Annotated in this window: 20 protein-coding genes and 5 tRNA genes; 16 read left to right on the forward strand and 9 right to left on the reverse strand. The window is 43.4% G+C overall.

Annotated elements, in window-relative coordinates; all coding sequences use genetic code 11:
- Positions 1 to 286 precede the first annotated feature (286 nt).
- The 7 genes from V1L65_RS14790 to V1L65_RS14820 all read left to right on the forward strand — a co-directional run bounded on the left by V1L65_RS14790 (position 287) and on the right by V1L65_RS14820 (position 3360).
- Positions 287 to 754, forward strand: coding sequence for a SprT family protein (locus V1L65_RS14790; RefSeq protein WP_331699958.1), 468 nt, complete (start codon positions 287 to 289; stop codon positions 752 to 754).
- Positions 755 to 793: 39 nt separating this feature from the next.
- Positions 794 to 869 (forward strand) — tRNA-Asn (locus tag V1L65_RS14795).
- Positions 870 to 874: 5 nt separating this feature from the next.
- Positions 875 to 965, forward strand: a tRNA-Ser gene (locus tag V1L65_RS14800).
- Positions 966 to 1532: 567 nt separating this feature from the next.
- Positions 1533 to 1607, forward strand: a tRNA-Glu gene (locus V1L65_RS14805).
- 47 nt (positions 1608 to 1654) lie between these two features.
- A tRNA-Lys gene (locus V1L65_RS14810) sits at positions 1655 to 1730 on the forward strand.
- A gap of 45 nt (positions 1731 to 1775) precedes the next feature.
- Positions 1776 to 1861: transfer RNA gene (locus V1L65_RS14815), tRNA-Leu, on the forward strand.
- 680 nt (positions 1862 to 2541) lie between these two features.
- The gene (locus V1L65_RS14820; RefSeq protein WP_331699959.1) at positions 2542 to 3360 is read left to right on the forward strand and encodes an alpha/beta hydrolase; all 819 of its coding nucleotides are present in this window, start codon (positions 2542 to 2544) and stop codon (positions 3358 to 3360) included.
- Here the strand turns inward: V1L65_RS14820 and V1L65_RS14825 are convergent.
- A complete protein-coding gene (locus V1L65_RS14825) occupies positions 3332 to 3592 on the reverse strand; it encodes a hypothetical protein (RefSeq protein WP_331699960.1) in 261 nt (86 codons plus the stop codon). The two genes, V1L65_RS14820 and V1L65_RS14825, sit on opposite strands and share 29 nt — an antisense overlap.
- A gap of 126 nt (positions 3593 to 3718) precedes the next feature.
- Between V1L65_RS14825 and V1L65_RS14830 the strand changes: the two genes are divergently transcribed.
- A complete protein-coding gene (locus V1L65_RS14830; RefSeq protein WP_331699961.1) occupies positions 3719 to 9646 on the forward strand; it encodes an S-layer homology domain-containing protein in 5928 nt (1975 codons plus the stop codon).
- A gap of 4 nt (positions 9647 to 9650) precedes the next feature.
- Complete coding sequence (locus V1L65_RS14835) at positions 9651 to 10070, forward strand: alpha/beta hydrolase (RefSeq protein ID WP_331699962.1); 420 nt, start codon at positions 9651 to 9653, stop codon at positions 10068 to 10070.
- Here V1L65_RS14835 and V1L65_RS14840 read toward each other — a convergent pair.
- From V1L65_RS14840 to V1L65_RS14860, 5 genes are all read right to left on the reverse strand, one after another.
- The gene (locus V1L65_RS14840; protein ID WP_331699963.1) at positions 10030 to 11049 is read right to left on the reverse strand and encodes a FecCD family ABC transporter permease; all 1020 of its coding nucleotides are present in this window, start codon (positions 11047 to 11049) and stop codon (positions 10030 to 10032) included. The genes V1L65_RS14835 and V1L65_RS14840 overlap by 41 nt on opposite strands.
- Entirely contained in the window at positions 11050 to 12075 is a 1026-nt protein-coding gene (locus V1L65_RS14845) for a FecCD family ABC transporter permease (RefSeq protein WP_331699964.1), read from the reverse strand.
- 25 nt (positions 12076 to 12100) lie between these two features.
- The gene (locus tag V1L65_RS14850; RefSeq protein WP_331699965.1) at positions 12101 to 13120 is read right to left on the reverse strand and encodes an ABC transporter substrate-binding protein; all 1020 of its coding nucleotides are present in this window, start codon (positions 13118 to 13120) and stop codon (positions 12101 to 12103) included.
- A 145-nt stretch (positions 13121 to 13265) separates the two neighbouring features.
- Complete coding sequence (locus V1L65_RS14855) at positions 13266 to 15092, reverse strand: cache domain-containing sensor histidine kinase (RefSeq protein WP_331699966.1); 1827 nt, start codon at positions 15090 to 15092, stop codon at positions 13266 to 13268.
- Positions 15089 to 16654: a response regulator transcription factor gene (locus tag V1L65_RS14860; RefSeq protein WP_331699967.1), complete on the reverse strand. Its 1566-nt coding sequence runs from the start codon at positions 16652 to 16654 to the stop codon at positions 15089 to 15091. Before V1L65_RS14860 ends, V1L65_RS14855 begins: the two co-directional genes overlap by 4 nt.
- 239 nt (positions 16655 to 16893) lie before the next feature.
- Here V1L65_RS14860 and V1L65_RS14865 point away from each other — a divergent pair, with 239 nt between their 5' ends.
- From V1L65_RS14865 to V1L65_RS14880, 4 genes are read left to right on the forward strand one after another with little or no spacing between them, the layout of a single operon-like run.
- On the forward strand, positions 16894 to 17808 hold the full coding sequence (locus V1L65_RS14865; RefSeq protein WP_331699968.1) for an ABC transporter permease: 915 nt from the start codon (positions 16894 to 16896) through the stop codon (positions 17806 to 17808).
- 17 nt (positions 17809 to 17825) lie between these two features.
- On the forward strand, positions 17826 to 18716 hold the full coding sequence (locus V1L65_RS14870; RefSeq protein ID WP_331699969.1) for a carbohydrate ABC transporter permease: 891 nt from the start codon (positions 17826 to 17828) through the stop codon (positions 18714 to 18716).
- A gap of 46 nt (positions 18717 to 18762) precedes the next feature.
- The gene (locus V1L65_RS14875; protein ID WP_331699970.1) at positions 18763 to 20367 is read left to right on the forward strand and encodes an ABC transporter substrate-binding protein; all 1605 of its coding nucleotides are present in this window, start codon (positions 18763 to 18765) and stop codon (positions 20365 to 20367) included.
- An 11-nt stretch (positions 20368 to 20378) separates the two neighbouring features.
- Positions 20379 to 21896 carry a sulfatase family protein gene (locus tag V1L65_RS14880; protein WP_331699971.1) on the forward strand — a complete coding sequence of 506 codons (1518 nt, stop codon included), beginning with the start codon at positions 20379 to 20381 and terminating at the stop codon, positions 21894 to 21896.
- A gap of 7 nt (positions 21897 to 21903) precedes the next feature.
- Here the strand turns inward: V1L65_RS14880 and V1L65_RS14885 are convergent, their stop codons facing one another.
- A complete protein-coding gene (locus V1L65_RS14885; protein WP_331699972.1) occupies positions 21904 to 23142 on the reverse strand; it encodes a glycoside hydrolase family 88 protein in 1239 nt (412 codons plus the stop codon).
- A gap of 135 nt (positions 23143 to 23277) precedes the next feature.
- Between V1L65_RS14885 and V1L65_RS14890 the strand changes: the two genes are divergently transcribed.
- Positions 23278 to 23784: a helix-turn-helix domain-containing protein gene (locus tag V1L65_RS14890; protein WP_331699973.1), complete on the forward strand. Its 507-nt coding sequence runs from the start codon at positions 23278 to 23280 to the stop codon at positions 23782 to 23784.
- A 105-nt stretch (positions 23785 to 23889) separates the two neighbouring features.
- Positions 23890 to 24348, forward strand: a complete 459-nt coding sequence (locus V1L65_RS14895) for an AraC family transcriptional regulator (RefSeq protein ID WP_331699974.1) — start codon at positions 23890 to 23892, stop codon at positions 24346 to 24348.
- A gap of 86 nt (positions 24349 to 24434) precedes the next feature.
- On the opposite strand, the gene V1L65_RS14900 is transcribed toward V1L65_RS14895, so the two are convergent.
- Positions 24435 to 24890, reverse strand: a complete 456-nt coding sequence (locus tag V1L65_RS14900) for an ImmA/IrrE family metallo-endopeptidase (protein ID WP_331699975.1) — start codon at positions 24888 to 24890, stop codon at positions 24435 to 24437.
- Positions 24891 to 24931: 41 nt separating this feature from the next.
- Positions 24932 to 25264, reverse strand: coding sequence for a helix-turn-helix domain-containing protein (locus tag V1L65_RS14905; protein WP_331699976.1), 333 nt, complete (start codon positions 25262 to 25264; stop codon positions 24932 to 24934).
- A 311-nt stretch (positions 25265 to 25575) separates the two neighbouring features.
- Between V1L65_RS14905 and V1L65_RS14910 the strand changes: the two genes are divergently transcribed.
- On the forward strand, positions 25576 to 26001 hold the full coding sequence (locus V1L65_RS14910) for a hypothetical protein (protein WP_331699978.1): 426 nt from the start codon (positions 25576 to 25578) through the stop codon (positions 25999 to 26001).
- The last annotated feature ends 159 nt before the right edge of the window (positions 26002 to 26160 follow it).

Consider the following 26160-nt stretch of genomic DNA (forward strand, 5'->3'; position numbering starts at 1 on the left):
GCGAACAAATGCTATTTAGGGAGTGTTTTACAGCCAATAAGCATGCTAGGATTCGTTGCAAATTTAAAACAAGCTTTTTCGGCACAATAGCGCTACTAGCATTCGTTAAAGTTTCCAAACAAGTTTTCAACAGCCTTATTCTAGAACATTAGCAAGCTTCATTATAGCATTAATACTATAAATTAATGAACATTTTCAATTATTTTATAGGTAATAATATACGTTCCTACATGACAGTGTAGCTTAAAGCCTGCTGACAATTCAAGTAGCAGAAGGAGAAAGCAAAATGACAGACGAAGAGCTTCAGCTTTGGGTTGAACAAATATCGCTGCAATACTTCAATCGCCCTTTTGTTCATCGGGCAACCTTCAACAGCCGACTAAAGGCGACAGGAGGGAGATACTTTACTAAAAGCCATAATATCGAAATAAGTCCGCATCAGCTGCAAGCTTTTGGAGTGGAGGAAACGGAGAAAATAATCAAGCATGAGCTGTGCCATTATCATCTGCATATAGCCAAACGGGGCTATCAGCATCGTGATGCTGACTTTAAAGCGCTGCTTGCCCATGTGGGAGGATCGCGCTACTGCCAGACCTTGCCAGAAAGGCAGCAGCGCAAGCCGCAGCCTTATCGCTACAAGCTCGTCTGTATTCGTTGCCAGACAAGCTATTTACGCAAAAGGCGGCTCGATCCGGCGCGATATGCATGTGGAAAATGCAGGGGAAAATTAAAGCTGATAGCGCTTGACATTTAAGTTTAGGCATGATAAATTTAGTATTGTCGATTTTACTTTTCCCTGATAGCTCAGTCGGTAGAGCACTCGACTGTTAATCGAGTTGTCACAGGTTCGAGTCCTGTTCGGGGAGCCATTCATGGAGAGATACCCAAGTGGCTCAAGGGGACCCTCTGCTAAGGGGTTAGACTGCGTAAGTGGTGCGAGGGTTCGAATCCCTCTCTCTCCGCCATATTTTTATAGTAAATACGACAAGCTGGAGACCGTTTAGCGGTCTTTTTTTATTTTGCTAATGATGAAGGTGCTAGTCGCGTTGGTGGTCTGTTGAGTGTACCTAGGAAGGTGCTGATTGGTGCTGATGGTATGTTGAGCGTATCTAGGAAGGTGCTGTTGGTGCTAATGGTATGCTGAGCGTATCTAGGAAGGTGCTAGTCGCGTCGATGGTACGTCGTCGATCAAGTGGTCAGACGTTCCGCTATTTAGGCAAAATTGCCTGTATTCGATCGAGAAAGTGACACACGTTCCGTTATTGGCATTAAAAATGGCGAAAAACCGCTCTCTAGACCCGAATAGCGGAACGTGTGACCATTAAATCCAGAGAACAGTTATTTTTACGCGAATAACGGAATGAGTGTCCAAGTAACTCAGTATTTTAAGTCGTCGCGGGGTATTTTTGTTAATTCTGCTGTTTAAAAGCAGTTGAAAAATAGCTCAAAAGAAATTTTAAAAAAATACTTGCAACAATCTCGTATTCTAGTTATAATATAACTTGTCGCCAAAACGATGAAGCTTGTACAATGGCCCGTTGGTCAAGGGGTTAAGACACCTCCCTTTCACGGAGGTAACAGGGGTTCGAATCCCCTACGGGTCACCATTACCTCATTTTTGGAGCAGCTCTTAGGAGTTAGTTTCATGTCTTGAGAGCCATTAGCTCAGTTGGTAGAGCACCTGACTTTTAATCAGGGAGTCGAAGGTTCGAGTCCTTCATGGCTCACCAGTTTTACTGGAATGAAGCCGATTATAGGATCGGAATTTTATAATTGCGGTCGTGGTGGAATGGCAGACACGCTAGCTTGAGGGGCTAGTGGTAGCAATACCGTGGAGGTTCGAGTCCTCTCGACCGCACCATCATATTAGATGATGAAAACCCTTGCGGAGCAAGGGTTTTTTTGTGTTGCCTTTTTTCATATGAGCATTCTAAATAGGTGGAATTTCTCTAAAAAATCATATTGGGGTCGAATGGGGGATGAATGGTTATTGTGCAAGTTATCCAGGGGTTGAAAATTTAGATTGAAGCAAATTACATAAATCCTCAATAATTCCACTATGATTCCTCCAAACGATTTTGCTGCATATTGAATTCCACTCAACCGTGAATTGTAGATTAATTATTATCACATAAGTTAAAAACGGTGCGGATCTCGATTTAGTCTTATCAATCAAATGTTAAATTAAGTCCCCTTTGTTTAATATTTAGAATGTTGCTTTGGTCATGGAATTAATAGAATTTAGATATTACGCGAAGCAGGAGGTGATGGACTACGGGATGGAGGCTGATAAAAAGCTTGAAGCAGTACTTGATGACAGTTACGTGATTACCGATCAGAATGCATTCTCGAAGTTCTAAAAAATGGAGATGTACCGAGCCTTTCACTATAGAGTTGCAACTGCTGCGCGGCCGAGGACAGGGGGATTTTGTACCTAAGGCAGCGTTAACACGGGCTGAAGCAGTGCAAGCACTTGTTAACTTGCTTGATAAGCAATATTTTAAAGAAAGGAGAATTTGTATTCGTAAGGAGCTTATATACTTGACGGACGACCATAGAGTTTCATTAACAGCTTATTTGTATGAAAGCTTCTCCGGCAATACCGAAGCGCGGGCGGCAGTTGTTGTGCTGCCCGGCGGAGGGTACCGCAGCATATCGGAAAGCGAGGCGGATCCGATCGCATTAAGCTACTTGTCGAGAGGGTATCATGCATTTGTGCTTCGTTATTCTATTGGCGAATTTGCAGCTTTTCCGGCTCCGCTAATTGAGGTTTCGCGCGCATTGTCTACCATAAGGCGCAATGGAGCAAGCTGGGGAGTGGACGTTAATCGAATAGCGGTATGCGGTTTGTCTGCCGGGGGACATTTGGCAGCCTCGCTTGGCACGATGTGGCAGGACAAAGAAATTGCCGCAGCTGCGGGCATCGATTCCGGCGAGAATAGACCTAATGCGCTTATTCTCGGATATCCGGTAATTACCTGTTCCCTTGGTCAGCACAGTCCGCTCAACAAAATGTGGACTCAGGCAGCCGGCAAGCCGCCGCTCCCGGACATGCAAAGCCGGCTTTCTTGTGAGCTGCTTGTCGACGGGCATACGCCGCCCTGTTTTATTTTTCATACTTTTGCAGATCAGGTAGTGCCTGTACAGCATGCTTTGTTGTTCAGTACGGCGCTTGCCGATCATCAAGTGCCGTTCGAGCTTCATGTTTATCAGGACGGACCGCATGGCCTGTCCCTTGCCAATGCTGTAACGGCAGGCGGAAAAGTGCAGTATATGAATGAAACGGTTGCGCAGTGGATGGAACAAAGCTGCCGCTGGCTGCAAAGTGTTTTTAAAGATAATGATCAAGTAAATGATTAGAATTTGAAGAAGGGCTGTCCAATAAGCCCCAAAAATAAAAGTTGGTCGGAAAAACGTCATGTTTTCCGTCCAACTTTTTTTGTGCTTTCACTTTTTTAGAAAAAGCAGCAAAGCGGATGGCCGCCGCCTTAAATTGTGAGACAAGCCTCAATCCAAACTCGTTAACATAGTTAACAAGGTAAAGAATGGTTACATTGGTTAATAAAGCTGCGTATTTCGTGTTTTTATCCATATGCTTTAGTTGAAAAAACCCACAAATATTGAAAGTTTGCAATATTTACCTATTAAGAAGTTCAATAGAATGAAAAGTAAGCGCATTCACACCGCGTTTTTTTAATTATGAGAGGAGTGACATGGTATGAAAATGAAGTATCAACGCTTGTTTGCGTGTCTCCTGGTGTTCACCATGATGATGATGGTGCTGCCGCCGATAGGGACATCGATTGCAAGCGCTCAATCCACTGCATTTGGCTTTACGGCAGAGAAGTTTAATTATCTGGCAGACACAAAGTTGAATACTACCGAAGCTAAGAATGGCTGGTCTAGCGGCTGGAAGCAAGACTGGGAGCTGACGGGAGAGCTGCCAGACAGCTACGTGGTAACAGATGAGGGTTCTTTCCGTATGACTAACAAACTGCTTGCTTATCGGGGATTGGACACGCCTATTCGAGTGGATGCCAACCAGGACTACTATGTATTTTGGAAGATGAGAGTAGATGGGACTACCAATACGATAGGTTCAACTAGAGCAAATTTAGCACTTTCCAGTAATACCTTCTTTGGGATGTCGAGAATGGAAAACGATGGATTGCATAGACTCGTCGGAAGATTTCTTGGCAATCATATTACGACTGAGACAGAGTTTAAACTGAATCAGGAATACAGCTTTCTATTGAAAATTGGAACTAATAATGAAAACAAACGGTTTGCCGGTCTCAAAGTGTTTGGTCCAGGAGTGGCGGAAATTACGGAGCCTCAATCCCAACAGGATTGGACACTATACTGGAACATAACATCTAAGAATGTATTTGATACGATCGGGCTGCAAGCTGATTTGTACAGTGACAAGGGAAGCACAACATTTGACGATATTATACTTAGTTCAAGATGGGAGGATATTGAAGGAACAGCTGCATTCAAGGCGATCGAAGACTTTGCCTATGCGGAAGGAACAAAGCTGCAAACGACAACTGCAGATGACGGCTGGAAAACGGGATGGAAGGCAGATATTGATCTACGGACTGAACTGGACCCCTCTATACAGGTGAACCAATTCGCTACAGTGGAGCATCAGAAGCAAATGAATCTGTATCGAGGGATGATTGTACCATTAGATCTGGCTAAGGAAGACAGTTATTATTTAAAATCCGTATTTTCAATTCAAGATAACGGCAGCGGGACGGAAGGAAAAGCTTTGCTTATGCTTAATAGCGACAATTATTTTGGAGCCGAGTTCGATTCAGCAAGCTCCAGTTATCGCTTGAAAGCCAAATTTCTCGGCGATGAGCAAACGGGTGAAGTGCTGGAAAACGGAGAAATGTACTCCATGGTAGTTAAAGTAAAGAAAGAAACGGGGGCGGTAAATAAAGCGTACGTGAAAATATATGCTAGTAACGAAGAAATTGGTAATGAGCCGGTTGGCGATTGGGATTTGATATTGGAAGGAACGGGTGACACAAGCACAAGTTTTGATGTATTAGGCTTTGAGGCTGACCTTACGAATGACGCAGCAGTTATTACACTGGACAGTATTTATGCAGCACCCAGCTGGGATACTGTTACAGCTAAAAGAACGTTTTTTATGGAAGATTGGTTTGATCAGGGAGCAGGGAAAAAGCTCAATGAGACAATTGCAGCGGGCGGCTGGACAAGTGGCTGGAAGCAAGATATACAGCTCCAGCAAGCATTATCAGACGATGTTCAAATTTCAGGACAAAGAAGCGTCAAGCTAAAGCAAGATGAAAGTATATATCGCGGGATTATGCCGATGACATTAAGCAGCTCGGACGTCTATTATATGAGCTGGAGACTGGGAACGGAACTTGGCACGGATGAAGAGGTGGTTGAATCCAAATTTTCCCCAACTTCTCAAGCGGCTGTATATTTGGATGAAAATCATTATTTTACAATGAAGTATGATTCAGATAATCAGTTAAAATGGGCATTTTACTCCAATGGTGAAGAGACAGAAGCAGATACAGTACTGGAAAAAGACAAAATCTATACACTTGCAGTGAAAATAGCTGCCGCAGGACAATCAGATGAGGCGCAATTATTTGCTAAATTGTATCCGAGAAATGAATCGCTTGTTCATGAGCCTGACAATGAGGAAGTAAACTGGGATATTCAGCTTATGTTGCCTAAGCAGCTAGTGATTGAATCGGTTGGAGCTGAATCAAAGCTTGGCATAAATAATGCTCTTGTTATAGACCAGGTTATTATGGGTTCAACTTGGGATGAAATTAATCGATCCGAAGATAATGAAGTAGCACAGGCGCTTTTTAAACTTATTACATTTCCAGATAGTGCTAATGCTACAGATGCTTTGGGCAATCAATTGCTAGAAGTGAAGAGGCTGAAGGAAGCTGGCAATTACGCAGCCGCTTTGGATCGCTTTAAGGATTATTATATTGATAAAATGAGCGGATTTGAATTTGGCGTGGAGAAACCAGGTTTTGGGACACGTGGATCAGCGGAGCAAGCGATGAATGGGATTATCGTAACCTATGTGCCGCCTGATGGTACAGCCGAACATATAATTGGAGAGCCGGGCTACGTGGAGTGGTATAAGTTATCTCCTGAAGATCCAAACTTTCCCGGATCGTTAGCTGAGATGGACTTTACAATGCTGTTAAGTCAAGCTTTCAGAAAAACCGAAGATCCGAAATATCTGAAGCGCTGGAATGATTATTGGGATGATTTCGCCAGACATAATAATGAGCAGTGGCATGCAGCCATTGCATTACCTGATCGAGCAGAATTTAAACGAGTAAATAACACATGGGACTCAAAGCTTCGTTTGGCTAACCGCAGCGATATGTTTATACAACAGATGAGCAATATAACAAGGCCTTTATCTGAGGATGGTAAATATGTACCGGTTGATAAAGAGATTAATTTAGAGGATGTAAAGAAGAGCATTGATCCGGTTACGTTAGCTTTGACACTTATTTTGTTGGAAGATAAACATTTGAATAAGCTGGAAATTATTCAAAGTAAACCAGGCGGAGCGCCTAATCAAAACTTCCAGGCAGGCATTTCGATGTATCGTGCAAGTTTGGCGCTAAGTGAATTCAATAATGCATCCGTTTGGGGGAATAGAGCTAACAAAATAATTACCGATTACATTGATCCTACTATCGGGGCAATGATGAAGGATGGCTCTGACTTGGAGCAATCTTTCAATTACAATGGTACGGCAATTGAATTGGGGCAGCAATTGAAAGATCTCTACGAAAAGAATGGAATTGCTTTTGATAATAAGTTTCAAAAAGACCGCTTGCGTTTTATGGCGAGCTTAATTCGTCCATCCGGAAATATGCCTGGCCTTTCGAAAATGGATAACCGTCCTTTTTTTGAGAAAGTGAATGGATGGCAAGAGTTTGTTCAGGATTATACCGTTCAGCAGATTTTGGATAATGTAACTTGGCTGGATGAAGAGAAAAAAGTGATTGTAAATGATAGGGAAAATCCAAAACCGGCACCTGCATTTAATTCCATCTATTATCCATACGGCGGGTTTACTATTATGCGATCTGGATGGGATAGCAATGCCTATCATCTCTTTATGAAGTCGAGTCGCAGAGGAACTGGTCATTCGGATGAAAGCGGGAACCAAATCCAGCTAACAGCGTTTGGCAAAACGATGCTGGTTGATGCAGGTCCTGATACTTACAGTCCAACAGATAAGGAAATGACGCTATATTTATTAAATAGTTATAGCCATAACACGATGATCGTGAACGGGCTGACACAGGTTAGAACCATTACGCCAGGCGTTCATAGTGGATATCAGGATCCGATAGATGCGAGATGGTTAACGAGCAGCCAATTCGATTTTTCGGAAGGGCTTTATGAGAGCGGCTATGGCACTGATATAATAGTCGAATCAGAATCTGGTGAAAAAACTAACGTAAAAACACGTACTCTTACAAATCTGAATCATGGTCGTCAAGTAATTTATATTAAAGCGCTAGGTATGTATGTCGTAACGGATCGTATGCTATGGCAGCCTAAACAGGAGCAAGGGGATACAGACAGTAACGATGTTGCAGCAAATAAGTATACACAGATATGGAACTTCGACTATACGTATTCTTCTAAAAACGTGTGCGGCAATTTCGCATCAGTTTATGTTGGTAGTCAAGTTGAAGATGATGGTAAACCAGTTACATGCCCAGAAACGGAAGGCTCCAATGCAGCTACGCAAAATAATCATATTTTTACAGCTGCTGATGAAGGACCGAATATTGAGCTGTACCATTTTCTAAACGGCCAGGATGAGAATGAGCCGCTAACGTATAATAAATATTTCGCATATACAATGGAGGATGGGCAAGTAAGAGGCTACTATCGTCATAAAACTACTGATGCAAAAGAAAAAGAAAAGCCGGATGTTCATTTGGAGTGGGAAAGAGAAGGAGAGAGTGATCAATTGCTCGTCACCTTCATTCATCCTCTTGCTCAAGGAAACGCGGCGGGCGACTTGGACGTAACCAAAATGAATTTAGATCCAGCAGTAGCAGAAGGATTTACAGCAAGCAACGGAAATGCGGTGCTGCATTATGTTGCGGCAAAAGATGATGCAGGCGGAATACTTGAGGTTGGTCCATTTACAATAACAGGAGAAGCATTACTTGCAGTGCAACAGGGCAATCAATGGCGAGGTATCGCTTTGGGTGCGCAATCTTTCTCGGCAAAGAAGAAAGGAAATAGCGGAAATACAGTAACGGTTTCTGAACCGAATTTTGAGTTTTTATTTAACGAGGCAACTGGAAAAATAGCAACGAAAACATTTGGTGTTCCAACAGGATTTGACTGGAAGCCTGCTCCTGGAAATAGTCAAGCGCTTGTTCCTGACTACGGATCATTTTATGATTCTGACCCGGTATTGACGGTACCGGGTGGAGGTGGAGGAATCTATACGCCGCCTGTAACAGATACAGATCCTACACAAGTGATCATACAGCAACAAGACTTGGACAGTGGCAGCAACGATCAGTCCGGATATAGTTTGTCATTGGCAGATGAAGTCTCAAGTATCGTTATCCCGCGCCAAGTGGCGAAAAATATGGGGAATAAGCCGCTTACGCTGCAATGGGATAATCGGACGATAGAGCTGCCAGCACAAATGATAGGTCAGTTATTACAGCAAGCAAATGATGACAGCAATGGTCAAATCGTGATTACTGCCACGATGCTTAGCGAGCAAGATGGGGCCGGGATACTGCGCTCGAGCGGCAAACTGACAGCCGATGCTTTGCGGCCTGCAGGGCAAGCGATGCAATTTGAGGCATCTTATGTTGATGACCATAAACGAAGCCATGATTTGAATGAATTTCAGCAGCCGGCAATAGTATCGTTCCAACTGCCAGAGCATATAGATGCCGAATTGGCGGGCATTTATTATTGGAATGGCAATGGCGATATTGTATACATTGGCGGCAAATTGGATGCTGCGACTGGCATGATTAGCGCTACAGTTTATTCTTCTGGAAAATTAGTAGTTGCAGAGTATAAAAAAGTATTTGCCGATACAAGAGGACACTGGGGCGAGCGAGTCATTCAAAAAATGGCTGCCAAGCATATAGTCAACGGTACGAGTAATGATACATTTGCTCCTGACAGATCTGTTACTCGTGCAGAGTTTACTGCTATTTTGGCCCGTGCGCTTGGATTGAATGGGAATACCGCTGCAGCCAGTTTCTCTGATATAGAGCAAACAGCATGGTACGCATCGAGCGTAGCTGCGGCATCCGCTGCTGGAATTATTTCTGGCAAAGGAAATGGAAAGTTTGCTCCTAATGAAAATATAACTAGAGAAGAAATGGCAGTCATGTTGAAGCGGGCGTATACGCATCTTAATGATGCTTTAGAAATTCCACAAACCTCTGCAGCTATTAAAGATTTGGATGCCATACCGGCATGGGCAAAGGATGCTGTGATGGCTGCTTACAGCTTGCAGCTGTTGAAAGGCAGAACCGACGGCAGATTTGATGGCAAGGCTAGCTTAACTCGCGCAGAAGCGGCGCAAGTGACGGCAAATTTGCTTGATAAACAGCAATAGAAGAATGGAGAAGTTTGTATTCGTACGGAGCTTTGTGCTCCGTTACTCTATTTCTGAGCATGCAGCATATCCTGCGCCTCTTATCGATGCATCGCGCACCTTGTCTGTTATTCGCCATAAAGCGGCGGACTGGGGAGTGGTTGCTAATCGGATTGCGGTATGCGGCATGTCAACTGGAGGACATTTGGCGGCAAGTCTTGGCACCATGTGGCCAGATAAAGAAATTGCTGCGGCCTCAGGCATTAGGATAAACGTCTCCTCCGTCCTATGGATAGGTGCGTTTACCAGTAATTATAAGAACAAGTTAATAATGAAAACTTATAAAGTCTTTTTATTTGAAAAAAGCATGGACCTGGAGCGTATTCGCTTCAGGTCCATTGCATTCAATTGGCTTTGGCAAGCAGGTAAAGAAAATAGGGCGTAACCAGTATCGTAATAATGACACCGGTCGGGATGTCGGCACCAAGACTGATCGTTCGCGTGATCGTGTCGGCGAGCAATATAATGAGGGCTCCGACGAGTCCGGCGACAGGGAGCATGAATTTATGATTGGAGCCCACCAGCCGCCGGGCGATATGCGGGCTGATCATGCCGACGAAAAAGAAATTGCCGCCGAGCGCTACACTGCCTGAGGAAAGAGCGACAGCCGCCAGCGTCAGGCCAATAAATTCTTTGCGGATCGCCAGTCCAAGACCAGCCGCAGTTTGATTGCCAAGACTCAATGTGTTGAGAGCACGTGATTTGTAAAAAACATAAAACCCGATAACGATAATCCAGGGAGCAAGAATACTAATGTAATTCCAATTATCTCCCCAAAGGCTGCCGGCTGACCAGCGCAGCGCGAAGTCATATTGCTTCTTGTCCAACTGCAGCGTCATAAGAAGGGTTATAGCGCCATAACCGGTGCCGACCGCGACTCCAGTCAAAATGAGGCCGGTATGCGAAATTTCCCTGCCTTTGCGATAGGCCAGCAGAAAAATAATAACAGCGGCTGCAATTCCGCCTGCAAAAGCCAGAAGCGGCAGCATAAAAGGCGAGAAGGCTCCGTTTACAGCGAATAAAGTAATATAAAGCATAACAGACAGTCCGGATCCGGAACTGATTCCGAGCGTGCCTGGGCTGGCCAAATCATTTTTCAGTAAGCTTTGCAAAATTGCTCCTGAAAGTGACATGCCAATGCCAACTAATATGGCCAGCGTGATGCGCGGCAAGCGAAAATCAAACACAGTCAGATTTTGCTTTGGCGTTCCTTTTCCTATCAGCACTTGAATGACCTCGCTAGGAGAAAGATTCATTTTGCCGACATTCATGCTGATGACTGCTAACAATAGCAAAAGCGTTCCGAGAATTGCGATGATGACAATTGGCTTTATTTGATTAGACGTATGATTTCTGACCGCCATTTATGAAAACTCCCTCCTTTGTTTGCGCACAAGGTAGAGGAAAAAAGGAACTCCGATTACTGCAAACACGATGCCGAGCGGAGTTTCATGCGGTTTGTTTATCGTTCTCCCAATAATATCAGCGCCCAGTAAAAACACAGATCCATATAAGGCAGAGGCGGGAATGATATAGCGGTAATCGACCCCGATTATATAGCGGACAATATGCGGAACGATTAATCCGACGAACCCGACAGGACCGACGATAAGCACACTTAATCCAGTCAAAATAAGGACGATTACTGTCGCTGATCCTTTGACTAGCTTGGTGCGAAGGCCAAGACCTGCAGCCAGATCGTCGCCAAAATTCAATATCGTAATAGAAGGGGAGAGGCAAATCGCCCAAATGACACCTCCGATAAAAAAAGGGGCGATATAAGCCAGCTCCACCCACTTAGCCCCTGCCGTGCCGCCTGCTGTCCAGTAATCAAGCGCCTGGCCGATTTCATATTTTATAGCCAGGTAGGTACAGAAAGAACTGAACAGCATGGAAATCGAAATACCTGCCAGGACGAGCCGTTGCGGCGTCATGCCTCGCTTGCCCACAGAAGCAAGATAATAAGTAATGCCAGTTGCGAATGCAGCGCCAATACATGAATAAAGCATGACCTCTAAATAGGAACTGCCAGGCAAAAAGACCATGCAGATTGCAATGGCGAGCGTTGCTCCGGAGCTGATGCCCATTAAACCGGAATCGGCAAGCGGATTGCGCGTTGTGCCTTGCATAATTGCACCGCATACAGACAGGCTGCAGCCAACAATAATGTCCGCCACTGTGCGCGGCAAACGAAACGTCTGAATGATTTGGTGTTCGGTTACTGAAGGATCGAACTGAAAAACAGCTCCCCATGCCAGCTTGAAACTCATTTCGGCAGCTCCGAACGTAATCGAAGCCGCAGAACCAATCAGCAATAAAATACAGCCAGTAAACATGAACAGCGAAAATCTAAACAAATTAGTTTTGTTTTTACTTTCATTTTTGGTCATGGTCAGCACCTATAATCTTGATTGCTCACTTTGTTTTTTCCAGCAGCTTATTAAGAATCAGCTCCATCTGCGCGGTCATGCTTACTACATCGGAGTAAAAGAACAGGCCGGTATACTCGCCCGGAATTTCTATAATGTTGCCTGCTGCAACTGCCGGAATGCTCTTCCAGATTTCGGTTTGTGCGAATTCAGATATTTTGTCTTCCATCAAAAACCAAATGACATAATCGCCAAAATATTGCGCTGCCACCTCATAGGATAGGGAGCCGCGGCCATTTCCGGAATCTTTCACAAGCTCTTCAAGTTTTTGCGGCTTTTTCAAGTGAAGATGTTCGTATAGAAGAGTACCGCCGCGAGAACCGGTTTCGTAGAACACGCCGTAAGAATCAGCGCCCCAATCCTGGAAAATACTGAATGTTTTATCTTTGAATATATCCGCGTTCAGTTCAGCTTGTGCCTCGGCTAATTTATCTTCAAATTGCTTGATCGCGGCTTTCGCCTCTGCTTCGCGTCCAGTCGCTTCTCCAAGAAATTGCAGACGCTCAACCGGTGAGACTGTAGTTTCCGGCACGACAAGCACAGGGGCAATCTTGGAAAACTTATCTGCATCCAGAGGATCATATGTAACGATCAGATCAGGATCCAAGCTCATAATGCTCTCCGCATCCCATTTCTCTATGATAGGGATGTCACCGAATTTATCATAGAAAGGCATCGTTTCCTGCGCCCAGGCGTAAATGCCTGCAGGCTCAAAGCCTAGTGTGAATACATCGCCGATATACCAGTTGACTACAATACGCTGTGGGTTTGCAGGTATTTCAATTTCACCTGTCACTGTCGTTACTTTTCGAGTTGCAGAGGACTCACCGTTTTCTTGTTTGTCTGTATCAGTGGCGCTGCTCGATGGCTCTGCAGTTGGCGTCGGGCTTGTGCTCACCAGTGCAGTGCTGTCAAGGTCATTTTTCGCGCAGCCCGCAAGTACTAAAAAACATGCTGCCAATACAAAAACTAAAATTTGAATCTGTTGCTTTCTCTTTCTAACCACAATATAGCCTCCCAATAATGTAATAATTATTTGATAATGATTATCAATTTCAACAAAGCTATTGTATGTTTAACCATTCCAAATTGTCAAGCCTAACATTTCAATTTTAAATAGAGTTGACGAAGAAGAAGCCTCCTGCCCCACTTCATTCATGGGGAGAGAGGCTTCCTTTATGCGGCAAGCGCATGCGAATCGTTGTGCCTGCATCAATCGAACTGCTGACGCTTACGCCCCAGCCTTCGCCAAAAATCAGCTTAATGCGCTGATTGACGTTTTTTATGCCGATATGCTGCTCATCTAAATTATAGTTTTCCTGCAAGATGCGGTTAAGCTGCAGCAGCTCCTCTTCGGCAATTCCTTTTCCGTTGTCGCTAATGGCCACCTCAGTGGCGAGCTCACCAGTCTCACTTTCAATCTGTACACTTTCAATAGTAATAACACCTGCTTTTCTCGATGGCAAAATCCCGTGATTCAAAGCATTTTCCAGCAGCGGCTGTAATGAAAATTTGATAATGACATTAGACAGCGTTTCCGGATCGATCTGCCAGTCGACCTCGAAATGGCGCGGATAGCGAAGTTTCATTAACTCGAGATAGGTTCGGGCGTATGCGGCCTCTTGACTTATAGTAGTGACGGGCTGATCTGAATCCAGCCCATATCGCAAAATATCGGATAACAGTGTAATCGAGTGCGAGACTTGATTATGTCCTTTCGTTAATCCGATTGCCAAAAATTTAATCGACTCCAATGTATTGTAAAGAAAATGCGGATTGATCTGAGCTTGAAGAGCTGTGGTATGCGCTTTATTGAGCAATTGCTGACGCAGCTCTAGTTCCTCCTGTAATATATTTTTAGCATTCATCGTTCGAAAGATGGATTGAATAATATATTTCAATTCATTAAGATGCTTGCGTTCCGACCATTCCATCGCATATCCAAGCCTGTCCTGCCCTTCAAGGAAGGACATGATTTGATTGACCGGAGACAAGGTTTTAATAGAAATAAAGATAGAAACGGCAAGCAGCACGAATACGCCAGCTCCAAAAAATAAAAAAATAAACCAATAAAGCTGCTGTACCTTCTGATCGTACTGACTTAATGGAACAAGCAATAAATACGTCCACGGCTTGCTTTCGTCATCCGGCAGCAAATGCGTCACGATATAATTTTGACCGTCTATTTTTTGGATGCTGGAAAAAGCGGCATGCGGCCAAGCAATGCCGGAGAGCAGCGGCACTTCTTTCATATTCTTCATAAAATCGTCTCGCTGATGGCTGTACATAATTTCATTACGATCATTGATAATGTACAAATATTCGGAGTGCAGCAAGGTGTTGCGGTTTAAAAATTTGCGAAGCTCCTCGATATCAATATTTGTCGTTACGGCTCCTATTTTTTGACCGAAATAGTAGGCTGGACGGGTAAAGGAGATATAGTAGGGATAAATATCATTTCTCAGCCTCAATTGGACAATGGGATCGTTTCCAGCGATCGGCCCGAAAACTTGACTATGCCATGTCGCATCATCAAAATCATCAAGCAGCCTGCTTCCGCGATTGGAAATGATGTAACGGTTTGTGTCGGAATAAATATAAACGGAATCAGTAAATGTATAGGTGCGGGTGTACATCGATATTTTGTCGTATATGTTTTGGTACTGAAGGGATGAGAAGTTTTTCTCGTCTTCCTGCAGCAAAAAGCGGTTCACATCCTCCTGATTAATCAGCTCCAGCGAGATATGATTCATTTGATAAAAAATGGTGTCTACCACATCCCGCACGCGCATCAGGTTATTCTGGCTGACGGTGCTCGTCTCGCTTTGCATAGCGCGATCCATTTGTTTATAAATAATATAAGTCATTGCGGAAAAGGGAATAACGACCAGAAAAAAAATAAGCAGCAGGCTTTTAACAAACAGGCTTCGAAACTTAAAGTTTCGTACTGCTCGCAATAAAGTAACGGTATTGCTCATAAGGGCGTCTCTTTAAATCTGGAATGAATTAAATACTGTTTTGGGCTTTTGCCGGTAACCTGTTTGAAAATACGTGTAAAATATTCTCTATTTTTATAACCGACCTTCTCCGGTATTTCATAAATTTTGTGCTCACCCGATTGCAGCAGTGAAATTGCCTTTTGAATACGCACCTTGGTTAGAAAATCGATATAATTCATGCCGGTTGACTGCTTGAACATGCGGCTGAAATAAATCGGATGCAGGTAGACGTGATTAGCGACATCCTCCAGCGATATATCAAAATGATAGTTTTCCATAATAAACTGTTTAGCTAGTTCTGTGCTTTGATTGGAGCTTGTTTGGGTCTGATTTATGATAAAGCGGGACAGCTCGGTTAAATATTGAATAGACCAGCTTTTTATTTCGGATAGCGCTTTCATTTCGATGATACAATGATAATCAAAGCGTTTTTTTTGCATGTCCTTATCCAGCATGCCTTTATAAATAAGATCTTGTGTAAGTTTTGCAAATAAATCGATGAAAAAGCGGCGGACAGCCGTTAACGGGTAGGTTTGCAGCAATGCTGTCCATTCATCAAGCTTATCCTCAAGCCCATGCTGCTTCCCTTCAAGCAGCATAGCAAGCAACTCCGTGCTGTCCGGCATCAGCGGCTTTTGGGAGAGCTCAGTTTTTTCTGTTTGTTCTGCCGGAGCGGTTTCTTTTAATTCTGACAGCTCCAGCAAGGAAGGAAAATACATTTTAGAAATGATAAACAAATCAAACTGAAATAATCTTCTTAAATGAGAGGTTAGCTGGTTTATTTGTCGGCTTAGCTTTTCTTTAAATACTTCGACGGCGTCCTGGTTAGTAGAAACGGCAGCCAAAGTAATCCGCTTCTCGTACGTATGCACGCAATAGAAACGGATAAGGCTGTTACTGCTCTTCAACATATTCAGCAAAGCATGATGTCTTTGTTTGACCGAGCTGTCGGCATCAGCACCGAAGCTTAGTTCCGTATGGAGCAGGCAGCAGGGATGGCTGGCAAGATCGAATTCAAATCGGACAAGCGCAGCTCTTGCAAGCTTACTATCGCTAGTGGCAAATAAACCGCTTGCCAGATCGGCAACAAATTGCTCATGGAGCAACGGAAGCACATCTGAAAATCGGCTTTGTTCTTCTTCTAGTAGAGAGCGTCTGGAAAACTCTTCGTCCAGCTCTTCCCTAAGTTTAGAGAAAACAGCTGCCATTTCCTCATATTTAGTCGGCTTGAGCAAATAGTGATTAACATTGTATTCTATAGCGCGCTTGGCATATTCAAATTGCTGATGTCCGCTAATGAGCACGATTTTGGTCGCCAGCCTTTGTTGATTCACCCACTTAGCCAGCGAGAGTCCGTCAATTTCAGCCATATTAATATCGGTCAAAATAACATCAATATGCTCCTTTTCCAAATAGGCAATGGCTTCCTTGCCGTCTTCAAATGAGGCAGCCAGCTCAAAGCCGAAAGCGTTCCAATCCAGAAAATAGGCTAACCCGTTTCTTACGATCTCCTCATCATCTACGATTATTAGCCGATACATAACCTCACCCCGCTTTAATTACCAGTTATTATAACATATGTTTTTTTCAAGAGGTCCCAGTTACAAACAGATTGCTGATAATCATTAATAATAGATACATTAGTTAATTTTCATCCGGTTTAACAGAAATAATGACTGGAACAGGTTAATAAAAAGCGGTTTTGTTGGACTTTTCAGAATGTGAATGAAAACAGGGCACTTCTATAATCAGTGTATAAAGAGAGAAAGGAGTGTGACTGTTGAGCAAATCTGCAAAGAAATACATTCGATTAAATCTTCCGCTGCTATTGCTGGCCTTGCCGGCGCTGCTCTACTTTTTTATATTTCATTATTTGCCGATGTTTGGAGTTATATTGGCATTCAAGGATTACAAGTACAGTGAAGGGATTTTGGGAAGTGCCTGGGCAGGGCTGAAAAACTTTGAATTTTTTTTCTCCTCGCAGGATGCGTTCCGGGTAACTCGCAATACGGTCGGTTATGGCGCCGTGTTTATTGTAGTCGGTAATATTGCCGCTGTCTCTGTTGCATTGCTGCTCTATGAAATCCGAAGTAAAGCAGCCTTGAAGGTGTATCAGACGAGCATGATTTTGCCTCGGTTTTTGTCCTGGGTCATTGTCGGATATATCACGTATGCAATATTAAATCCGTCTTTGGGAGCATTGAATCAGCTGTTGCAATATTTGGGGTACAGTCCGGTTGATTGGTACGCCGACCCGAAGTATTGGCCGTTTATTATTACGTTTTCCGACATTTGGAAGCATGTTGGTCTTAATTCAATCATTTATTATGCAGCGCTGATGAGCATCGATCCAGAATTGTTTGAGGCAGCCAAGATCGACGGAGCAGGAAGGTGGAAGCAAATGCGTTCCATATCTATTCCTTCACTTGTTCCTGTTATAACGATTATAGCGATATTGGCAATCGGTAATTTATTTAGAGGCGATTTTGGCTTATTTTATCAGCTTCCCCGCGATGTGGGCGTACTGTACCCGGCGACAGACATTATTGATACGTATGTATACCGCGGCCTGCGTCAGGGCGACATCGGCATTACGGCAGCTGTCGGCTTGTTCCAATCGGCAGTAGGTCTTGTGCTCGTGCTTGTATCGAACTGGATTATTAAAAAGACAAGGCCAGAAAATGCGCTATTCTAAAAATGCGGGAGGAGAATATGGGAAAGCTTGAACGATTTCAAAATATTGTCATTCATTTGTTTTTTATCGCCTTCAGTCTTATGTTTCTAGTCCCGTTATGGCTGGTTGTGTCCGTGTCCATCTCCAATGAAGATGCGGTGCAGCGCCTAGGTTATCAATTGCTGCCAAGCAAGATTGATTTCAGTTCTTATAATATGATACTGAAAAACCCGCAGCAGCTTATTGATGCTTATACAGTAACGTTTTTCCAATCAATTGCTGCAACCGTGCTCGGTGTCTTTATTATGGCTGCGTGCTCGTATGCATTATCGCGCAAATATTTTGCACTGAGAAGAGTGTTCGTGCTGTTTATATTTTTTACGATGCTGTTTGGAGGCGGATTAATTCCGTCCTATATATTAAATACTCAGTACTTGCATCTAGGCAATTCACTTTGGATTTACATTTTTCCGTTTTTGGCAAGCGCTTTCTATATCATTATTATGCGGACTTTCTTTATGGGGCTTCCGGATGCGGTAGTAGAATCGGCCAAAATAGACGGAGCAGGCGAATTTCGTGTATTTGTACAAATTATACTGCCGCTGTCGAAACCGGTACTGGCTACGATCGGCTTGTTCATGCTGCTTGACCGTTGGAACGATTGGTTTACTGCCATGATTTATATCCGCGACCAGAAGCTTTTTACGCTGCAGTATTTGCTGCAAAAAATATTAATGGAAATTGAGTTTCTGAAGGCAACTATGACTATGCATATACCGGGTGATATGCATGCAAATTTACAGCAAATTCCGTCAGAAACGCTAAGATTTGCGATGGCTGTCATTGCAGCAGGTCCTTTACTGCTCGTATTTCCCTTTTTTCAAAAATACTTTTCAAGGGGACTTACGCTAGGCGCTGTAAAGGGCTGAAAGGTATTCCATATATAAGATGAATAAAAGAAAAGGGGTAATGTTCATGCGGAAAAAACTATTTGTAAGCAAATCTGTTTGGAAGAGCTGGTTTGTTCTGCTTGCAGCTGTAATCATGCTGGCAGGCTGCTCGACAGGCAAGGGGAATGAAGGAAATAAAAGCAGCCAAACTGAGGGTAGCAGCACTCCGTCACAAACAGAGAAAAAAACCGATACAGATGAAAAGGTCACGTTGCGCTGGGTATTCCCAGGTCCAGGCAAGCAAAAGGATTCGGAAGAAGTATGGGCTGCATTTAATGAAAAGCTGAAGGAATATTTGCCTAATACAACCGTGTCATTCGAAGTGTATCCGGTAGCTGAGTATGCCGATAACTGGAGATTGCTGGCTGCTTCCGGAGAAGCTATTGACTTGGCTTGGATGGGCTATGTACAGGACGTTGCTGCGGAGATTAATAAGGGCTCCTATATGGCGCTGGACAACTTGCTTGACAGTGAATCGCCGATTACAAAGCAATTGCCTGATTGGTTAATGAACCTTGCGAAGTTCGACGGCAAGCAATACGGTATTCCCAACTTCCAGAATGTAGCTGATGTGCGAATGGGGATACGGATACCGAAAGAATTTGTGGATAAAGGTTATATAGATCCAGCCGAAGCTGAGCAAATATTTACACAATATGGAGTTAATTCGAAAGAGGCTTATAATGTTATCGAGCAGTACTTGGCTAATCTTAAGGAAAAAGACGAGCTGCGTTTAGGCGCAAGCACCTTCTCATTTAATTGGGCGCCGGGAGACAGACACGGGTCATTGGGCGCACCGTTTACATTAAGAGGAGATTTCAAGGATGCGGGCAGCTTGCGGGTTGTAAATATATACGATACTCCTGAGATGAAGCTGATGTATGATACAGCAGCAGACTGGTTCAAGAAGGGCTATATCAGAAAAGATATACTAAGCGTGCAAAATCCGAGAACAGACGAAGGAAAGCCGGACGGCTATGTCTATTGGATTCATAACGTATCTGCAGACCAAGCGAATTTTGACAGTGAACGTTACGGCTTCCCGATCGAGGTTATACCAATGGAGCAGGAGGACTATATTACACGTCCTATTTACAATACGATGACCGGCATTACTAGAACGTCCAAGCATCCGGAACGGGCGATGCAGCTGCTTGAGCTCATGCATACAAAGGAAGGAAAAGAGCTGTACAATTTGCTGGTTTGGGGATTAGAAGGCAAGCATTATAAAAAAGTATCCGATGATCGCATTGAAACGATCGGTTATGCCGGACAAGGAACAGCGGATGCGAATTACGGGCTGTGGAAATGGGTAATGGGCAATACCGCTAACAGCTATGAGACACAAGCCGATCCTGCAGGCTTTAATGAAATGTGGCAAAAGCTGAATGAAGAAGCTATTAAATCACCAGTATTGGAGTTTAAGCCGAATTCCGAGCCGGTCAAGACGGAAATTGCACAAGTGCAGGCAGTGGTCAAAGAATACAGCGCAAGCTTGCAGTCAGGAGCGCTGCCGGATCATGAGAAGCAATATGCTGATTTTGTTGAAAAAATGAAAAAGGCAGGCTCAGATAAAGTAGTTCAGGAATATCAGCGTCAATTAGAGCAATTCATATCGACTCAAAAGTAGGTGCTAATAGGATGAAGCCGAATATTATTCTCATCACTACGGATCAGCAACGAAAAGATAGTATGAGCGGTTACGGTTTCTCCAATGCGCAAACTCCGCATTTAGATCGGTTAGCTAAAGAAGGAGTAGTGTTTGAACGAAGCTATTGCACAAGCCCTGTTTGTACGCCAAGCAGGGCTTCTCTTTATAGCGGCAAGTATGTATCCAAACACGGCGCTTGGAATGTAGGAACTGCTCTGCCTGAAGACGAAAAGCTGCTTTCACATCGACTGACTGAAGCTGGATACCGGACCCATCATATCGGAAAAGCACATTTTCAGCCTTATTTGTCCCCCCTCGAGCAATCGCGCGAATCTATCTTGACTGGCTGGGAGCAAAATTTTGAATCTTTTGACGGTCCGTATTACGGTTTTCAAACGGTTGAGCTTGCAATGGGGCATTCTTTATATGGGGGCTGCGGCCATTATGGCATGTGGCTGAAGCAAAGGAGCGGCAGAACGACGTTTGAAGCAAGCAGCGATTGCCGTGAAAAATTCGGGGGAGAAGCTTATGATTGGCAAATAAAAGAGTCTGATCATAGCAGCTGGTGGACGGCAGAGAGAGCAGCTGTTTTTTTGAAGGAACAAAAGGAACGGGCTGAACAGCCGTTTTTTTTAAGCATCGGTTTCCAGGACCCTCATCATCCGCACGCAGTACCTGTCGAAAGAACGGGGAAAATAAATAAAAGTGCTATGCAGCCCCCACAATATATGGAAGGAGAGTTGCAGGATAAGCCGCCGCATTTTGAGGCCGTGCATGCAGGAGACTGGAGTCCGGACCATCCCATGCATGGAATGTTTCCGATGGCTGGCCAGTCATCTAATAGATTCGATTATAGACTTGTACATGAAGAAGATGCGATCAAAGGGAAAGCTTACTATTACGCAATGGTGGAAATGATTGATGAAGCGGTTGGCAGGATTTTGCAGGCTCTTAATCAAAATGAGCTTGATCAAAATACAATTATTATTTTTACTACGGATCATGGCGAGCTGCTCGGCGATCACGGAATTTGGATGAAAGGACCATTCCACTATGAGCAGCTTGTTAATATTCCATTTATTATTCATGGACCGTCATACTTTCCGGCAGGGCGGGCGGATGCGATTATAAGTCTGGTAGATGTAGTACCCACTATACTGGAGTTGTGTGAAATATCTATTCCTTCCGGCCTGGACGGTGTCTCCTTTAAACAGCTTTTGTTAGGTCAGAGTGCAAGTATTAGAGCTGCGGCTTTAATCGAGCATGTAGATGATCCTGGCGGGCTGCGTTTGAAAACGGTCGTGACGGAGCGCTACAAATGCACTATATATTACGGGGAATATGGAAAACAGGCTGGCGAACTGTATGATTTGTTCGAGGATCCAGCCGAGATGATAAATTTATGGGGCAATGCACAATATAATGGAATTAAATTTTCCATGATGCACTTGCTGCTTCAAGAGCTGGAGAAGCTTGAGCGCAGGGAAGGAAGGGACGTATACGCGTAATCGTTTGTTACCAAATGGACTCAAAGCCGTACAGTTTTTTGCAAAGCGCCTCCATATAAAAGTAGTCTCCAAAAATCGTGTATACACCTTGGCCATTCTGCTCTTTTAATATGCCGGGTATAGGAGGTTCATAGTTCGTATATTTTGTTGCTAGCGTCATTAAAATATGGTCCATTGCACATTGAATCGCAGGCTCTTTTTTAAATTTTAATATTTCGTAAAAAGCGCTTGCCGCTATGGCCGCGGCAGAAGTGTCGCGATTGCGGCTTTTATTGGCTGGATTCGTATAATCCCAATCCGTCCAAGGCTTGGAACCGCAGGCAGCTGCGGGCTGGTGCTGGGGCAGCTTGAAGTCCCAAACAGGAATCCCATCGTCTTCACTTTTCGCTATGAATTGGAGTGACAGATCTACAGCAGCATTTAAGTATCGTTCATAACCCGTGTATGAAAAAGCAGAAATAAAACCATATATGGCCCAAGCCGTACCGCGTGCCCAGTGAGACTCAATTGCATAGCCGCAATAATTATCTCCGCCAATGGGCTGGCCTGTCTCTTCATGAAAGCGAAAGGCATGATAGATAGAGCCGTCCTCACGGAAGAAATACTTCAGAGTAATATCTGCATGGGCAACAGCGATATTTTTGTAAAAGGGATGATTCGTTTCCTCGCTGGCCCAAAAAAGCAGAGGAAGGTTCATCATGCAGTCAATTATCGCCAGCCCTTTGCTTTGCGTGAAAAAATGATTTTTGGCAAGCTCCTGATCCACGTAACCAGGAATGATATGATCCATTCGGCCCCAGGCTTGAATGTAGGAGCCGTTCGGGACAAAGCGCATGGCCAGCACAACTGCGGCTTGCAGGGCGATTTTTTTCATATGGCTGTCGTTTGTAGCTTTGTAAAGCGCAACAGCATAAGGGGAATACAGAAAGCCAAGATCATGCATTGTTTCCAACGGGGTATGACATACTTTTGCGGCATATTCATTGGAAAAGGAATGCAGCCATTTTAACCATTTTGTTTCTTTTTTTACCTGATACGTCCAAAAGCCCATGCCTAAAAAGAAAGACGGCGTCCAAGCAAAAATATGACGCAAAGGAATATAGTCCTCCTGCTTGCCTTGAAGATATTGACCGTCAGGACGAGAAATATATTCCCGGATTTCGGGTTTTATTTGCTCCAAATAAATTTCACTTTTAGTTATGCAGCATTGCAAGGCGTGCTCCAAGGTATCTATGAACGGTTTCATATAAGCCTCCTGGTAAGATGCATATTGTTTTTCCTCATTATAGCTGCAGCGAGCGGATTGAAACATGTAGGATTTCTGCAATACATGCACAAATTCGAGAAAAATGGCTGACTTGCATGAAAAGGCGGTGCAAGGATGAGCAGTGAAGAAAAGATAGTATTGAAGCAGTTAGAAAAATTAATGGAATGGTGCGAGGGTTCAGCTAGCGAGGCTGGCTTGCCATGCAAAAGCTTATTATTATCGATATTATCCAAATCGTATCGCATGGCTGCACGGGAAAGTGTGTCACCGGAAGAGCAGGCAATAAAGCCTGCTGTTCAATATATTCTAAAGTATTACAATGAAAAAATAACACTGCAGCAATTAAGCAGAGAGGTTGGTTTGACACCCAGCTATTTTGGAAAGCTGTTTAAAGCTGCCACAGGAGACAGCCCAATTACTTATGTGCACCGGGTACGTGTAGAGAAAGCCATAGAGTTGCTTGGCATCGGCTTTACATGCAATGAAATTGCAGCAATGGTCGGATTTGAGGACCCTTTTTATTTCAGCAAGGTGTTTAAAAAAATAGTTGGCTTATCGCCTAGAGCTTATTTGAATAGTGGTTATCAGAGCGAATTACTTGATAGGCAAACAATATTATGATTCATTAATGATCGTTCAAATATTTTTAATAAACCAATGCAATAAATTTTAGTACATGTTAGCATTCGAATTGACTCGAAAATGAATAAGAAAGGGTGCTGACGTATGAATGTTGCAATTGAAATGATACCAGCCTATCGTCTGGCTTATGTAAGACAAGTTGGGCCGTATGGTCCTGCTAATGTCCAGGCTATGGAGAAGCTGAAGAAATGGGCGGATGAGAAAAGCCTGCTTACGCATTCAGCAATTATTTTTGGCATTCCACAAGACAATCCAGAAACAACTCCTCCTGAAAGCTGCAGATATGATGCCTGTATAGCAGTTTCGAATGACATGATTATCGATGAAGCCACGATTGGCTTAAGCGAGTTTAGCGGAGGCCAATACGCAGTTTGTAAAGTGAAGCATACAGCTGAAGATGTTCGAAAAGCGTGGGCTGAAATTTTTAGAATGATTCAAAACGAAGGCTTTCAAATCGATCAGAAACCAATGATTGAAAGATATACGGGAGAGATGTTAAGCGTGCATTATTGTGAAATATGTGTGCCTATTACAGCTGGATAGATATTTCGACAATAAATATACGATCCCAATTTACGGGAACAACAGAACGTATGTTCTGTTGTTCCCGTAAAAAAATAGCCTAATGATTAGGTTAAAGAGAAAATAGATAGGGGCTCGAAATAGATCAAGAAATTATTATGTGTGGCATACAGACCATATTTTCGCTGATAATACTCTATGGAATGATGTAAAAACTCCTCCGTGACATCCAGCCATTCCGCGATGGCATGGCGGCCTGCGATCCCGGCTTGTCCGGCTTCTAACAGCCTGGAGAGCGGTATAAGCTTCTCGTAAGCCCAGCCCCTGGCCCGCAGCTCCTGCTTCAAATTTCGAATGTCCTTCTGATTCAGGATGTTGCCGGAGCTTGTATGATAATGTCCGAGCTCTTCAGCAAGAACGCAGCCTTTTTCCACAGTGGATATATCCTTATTGATCCAAATGATTTTATCAGCGTAGAGACCTTTGTTCCTGGGTGTCATCGGCATCTCATAGGTGTCAATTTCTAGCTGCAGCGCCTCTTTAATCAATGCATCGTATGACAAAGACGTCACTCCTGTATAGTAAAGTTGATATTAAAACATGATTACGAATCTTTTCGCTTCATTTTTACAAAACGCTTAAACGCTTCGATTTCTTCCAATTCTTCTTCTGTCCAATCCTCTCCATCATGGTGAGCAGCAATGGTATCAATGCGCTGTTGCTCCATTCCAATGAGCTGATCCAAGGATACATTGAAAAAAAGCGCGAGCTGGCGAACATTTTCAAGCCGCGGATCGCCAAGACCATTTTCCCATTTTGAAATCATGCCTTTGTTAATAGAGGTTCCGTAGCTTTGATTAATTTTGTCAGCGAGCTCTTCAAGCGAAAGACCTCTTTTTGTACGCAAATCCTTTATTATCTTTCCAATGGGCTGCATTGCAAACTCTCCTTAATGTTATATTGCTATAATTAATCGTACAGCAAAGGTTTCAAAATCGCAACTATTTTATAAGAAAAAAATGGAATTGTTATTGACTTTGAAACTTCAGGCTTTTATACTGTGGTTAGTTTCGAAAATGAAACTTGGTATAGGTTATAGTAGTAATTGTAAATTTATTTGCTGGCAGCTTGGTTTTTAGAAAATGATCATTGTTAGCCAAAAATGAGTAAAAGATTGTCCGGGTTATGAAGTTATGTCGTTCAGTTTCGAAAATGAAACTTTTTCAAAATAGAAAGGAAGTGGCGTGTATGAATTTTGTTACTTTATATTATGATATTACAAAAGAAATTGAAATTTATGAACTGCGTTTAATGGATTTGGAGTCGGAGCTAAGAGCAGCACGAAAATTAATGTTTAAAGGGAAGCTTAGCTCTGATCCGTTTCCTGTATTTGTACCGCTCGATAAAGCGGCTGCCGAGTATGATATTGTAGTTGAAAAAATAAAAGAAACGTCGGAGCGGCTGGAGGAGAAAAAGCGAATCCGAGAGAAGATCGAGGAAAACATTCGCGATTTCAAAGGTGTTGAGCATCAGGTTGTGTATATGCGTGATATATTGCTAATGCCGCTAGGCGCCATTGCAGATGAGCTTGGTTATTCTTACAGCTTTGTAAGTAAAATTAGCAGCCGAATTAAAAATGCAAAAAAAGTGAAAAACGAGCTTGCAGAAAGGTGATATATTAGTAGTGTACCAAGCTGCTCAAGAGAGAAGGTCATCCACTTGCGGATGATCTTTTTGTTTTTCATTAGAAGGGAGGGAACGGTTAACTGGAAAAGCAGGGATCGAGATTAGCTTAGCAACAAATTTCTCGACCATGCAAAAACACTGCAAAAC

Origin of the sequence: Paenibacillus sp. IITD108 (assembly GCF_036541265.1) — a bacterium.
Classification (GTDB): Bacteria; Bacillota; Bacilli; order Paenibacillales; family Paenibacillaceae; genus Pristimantibacillus.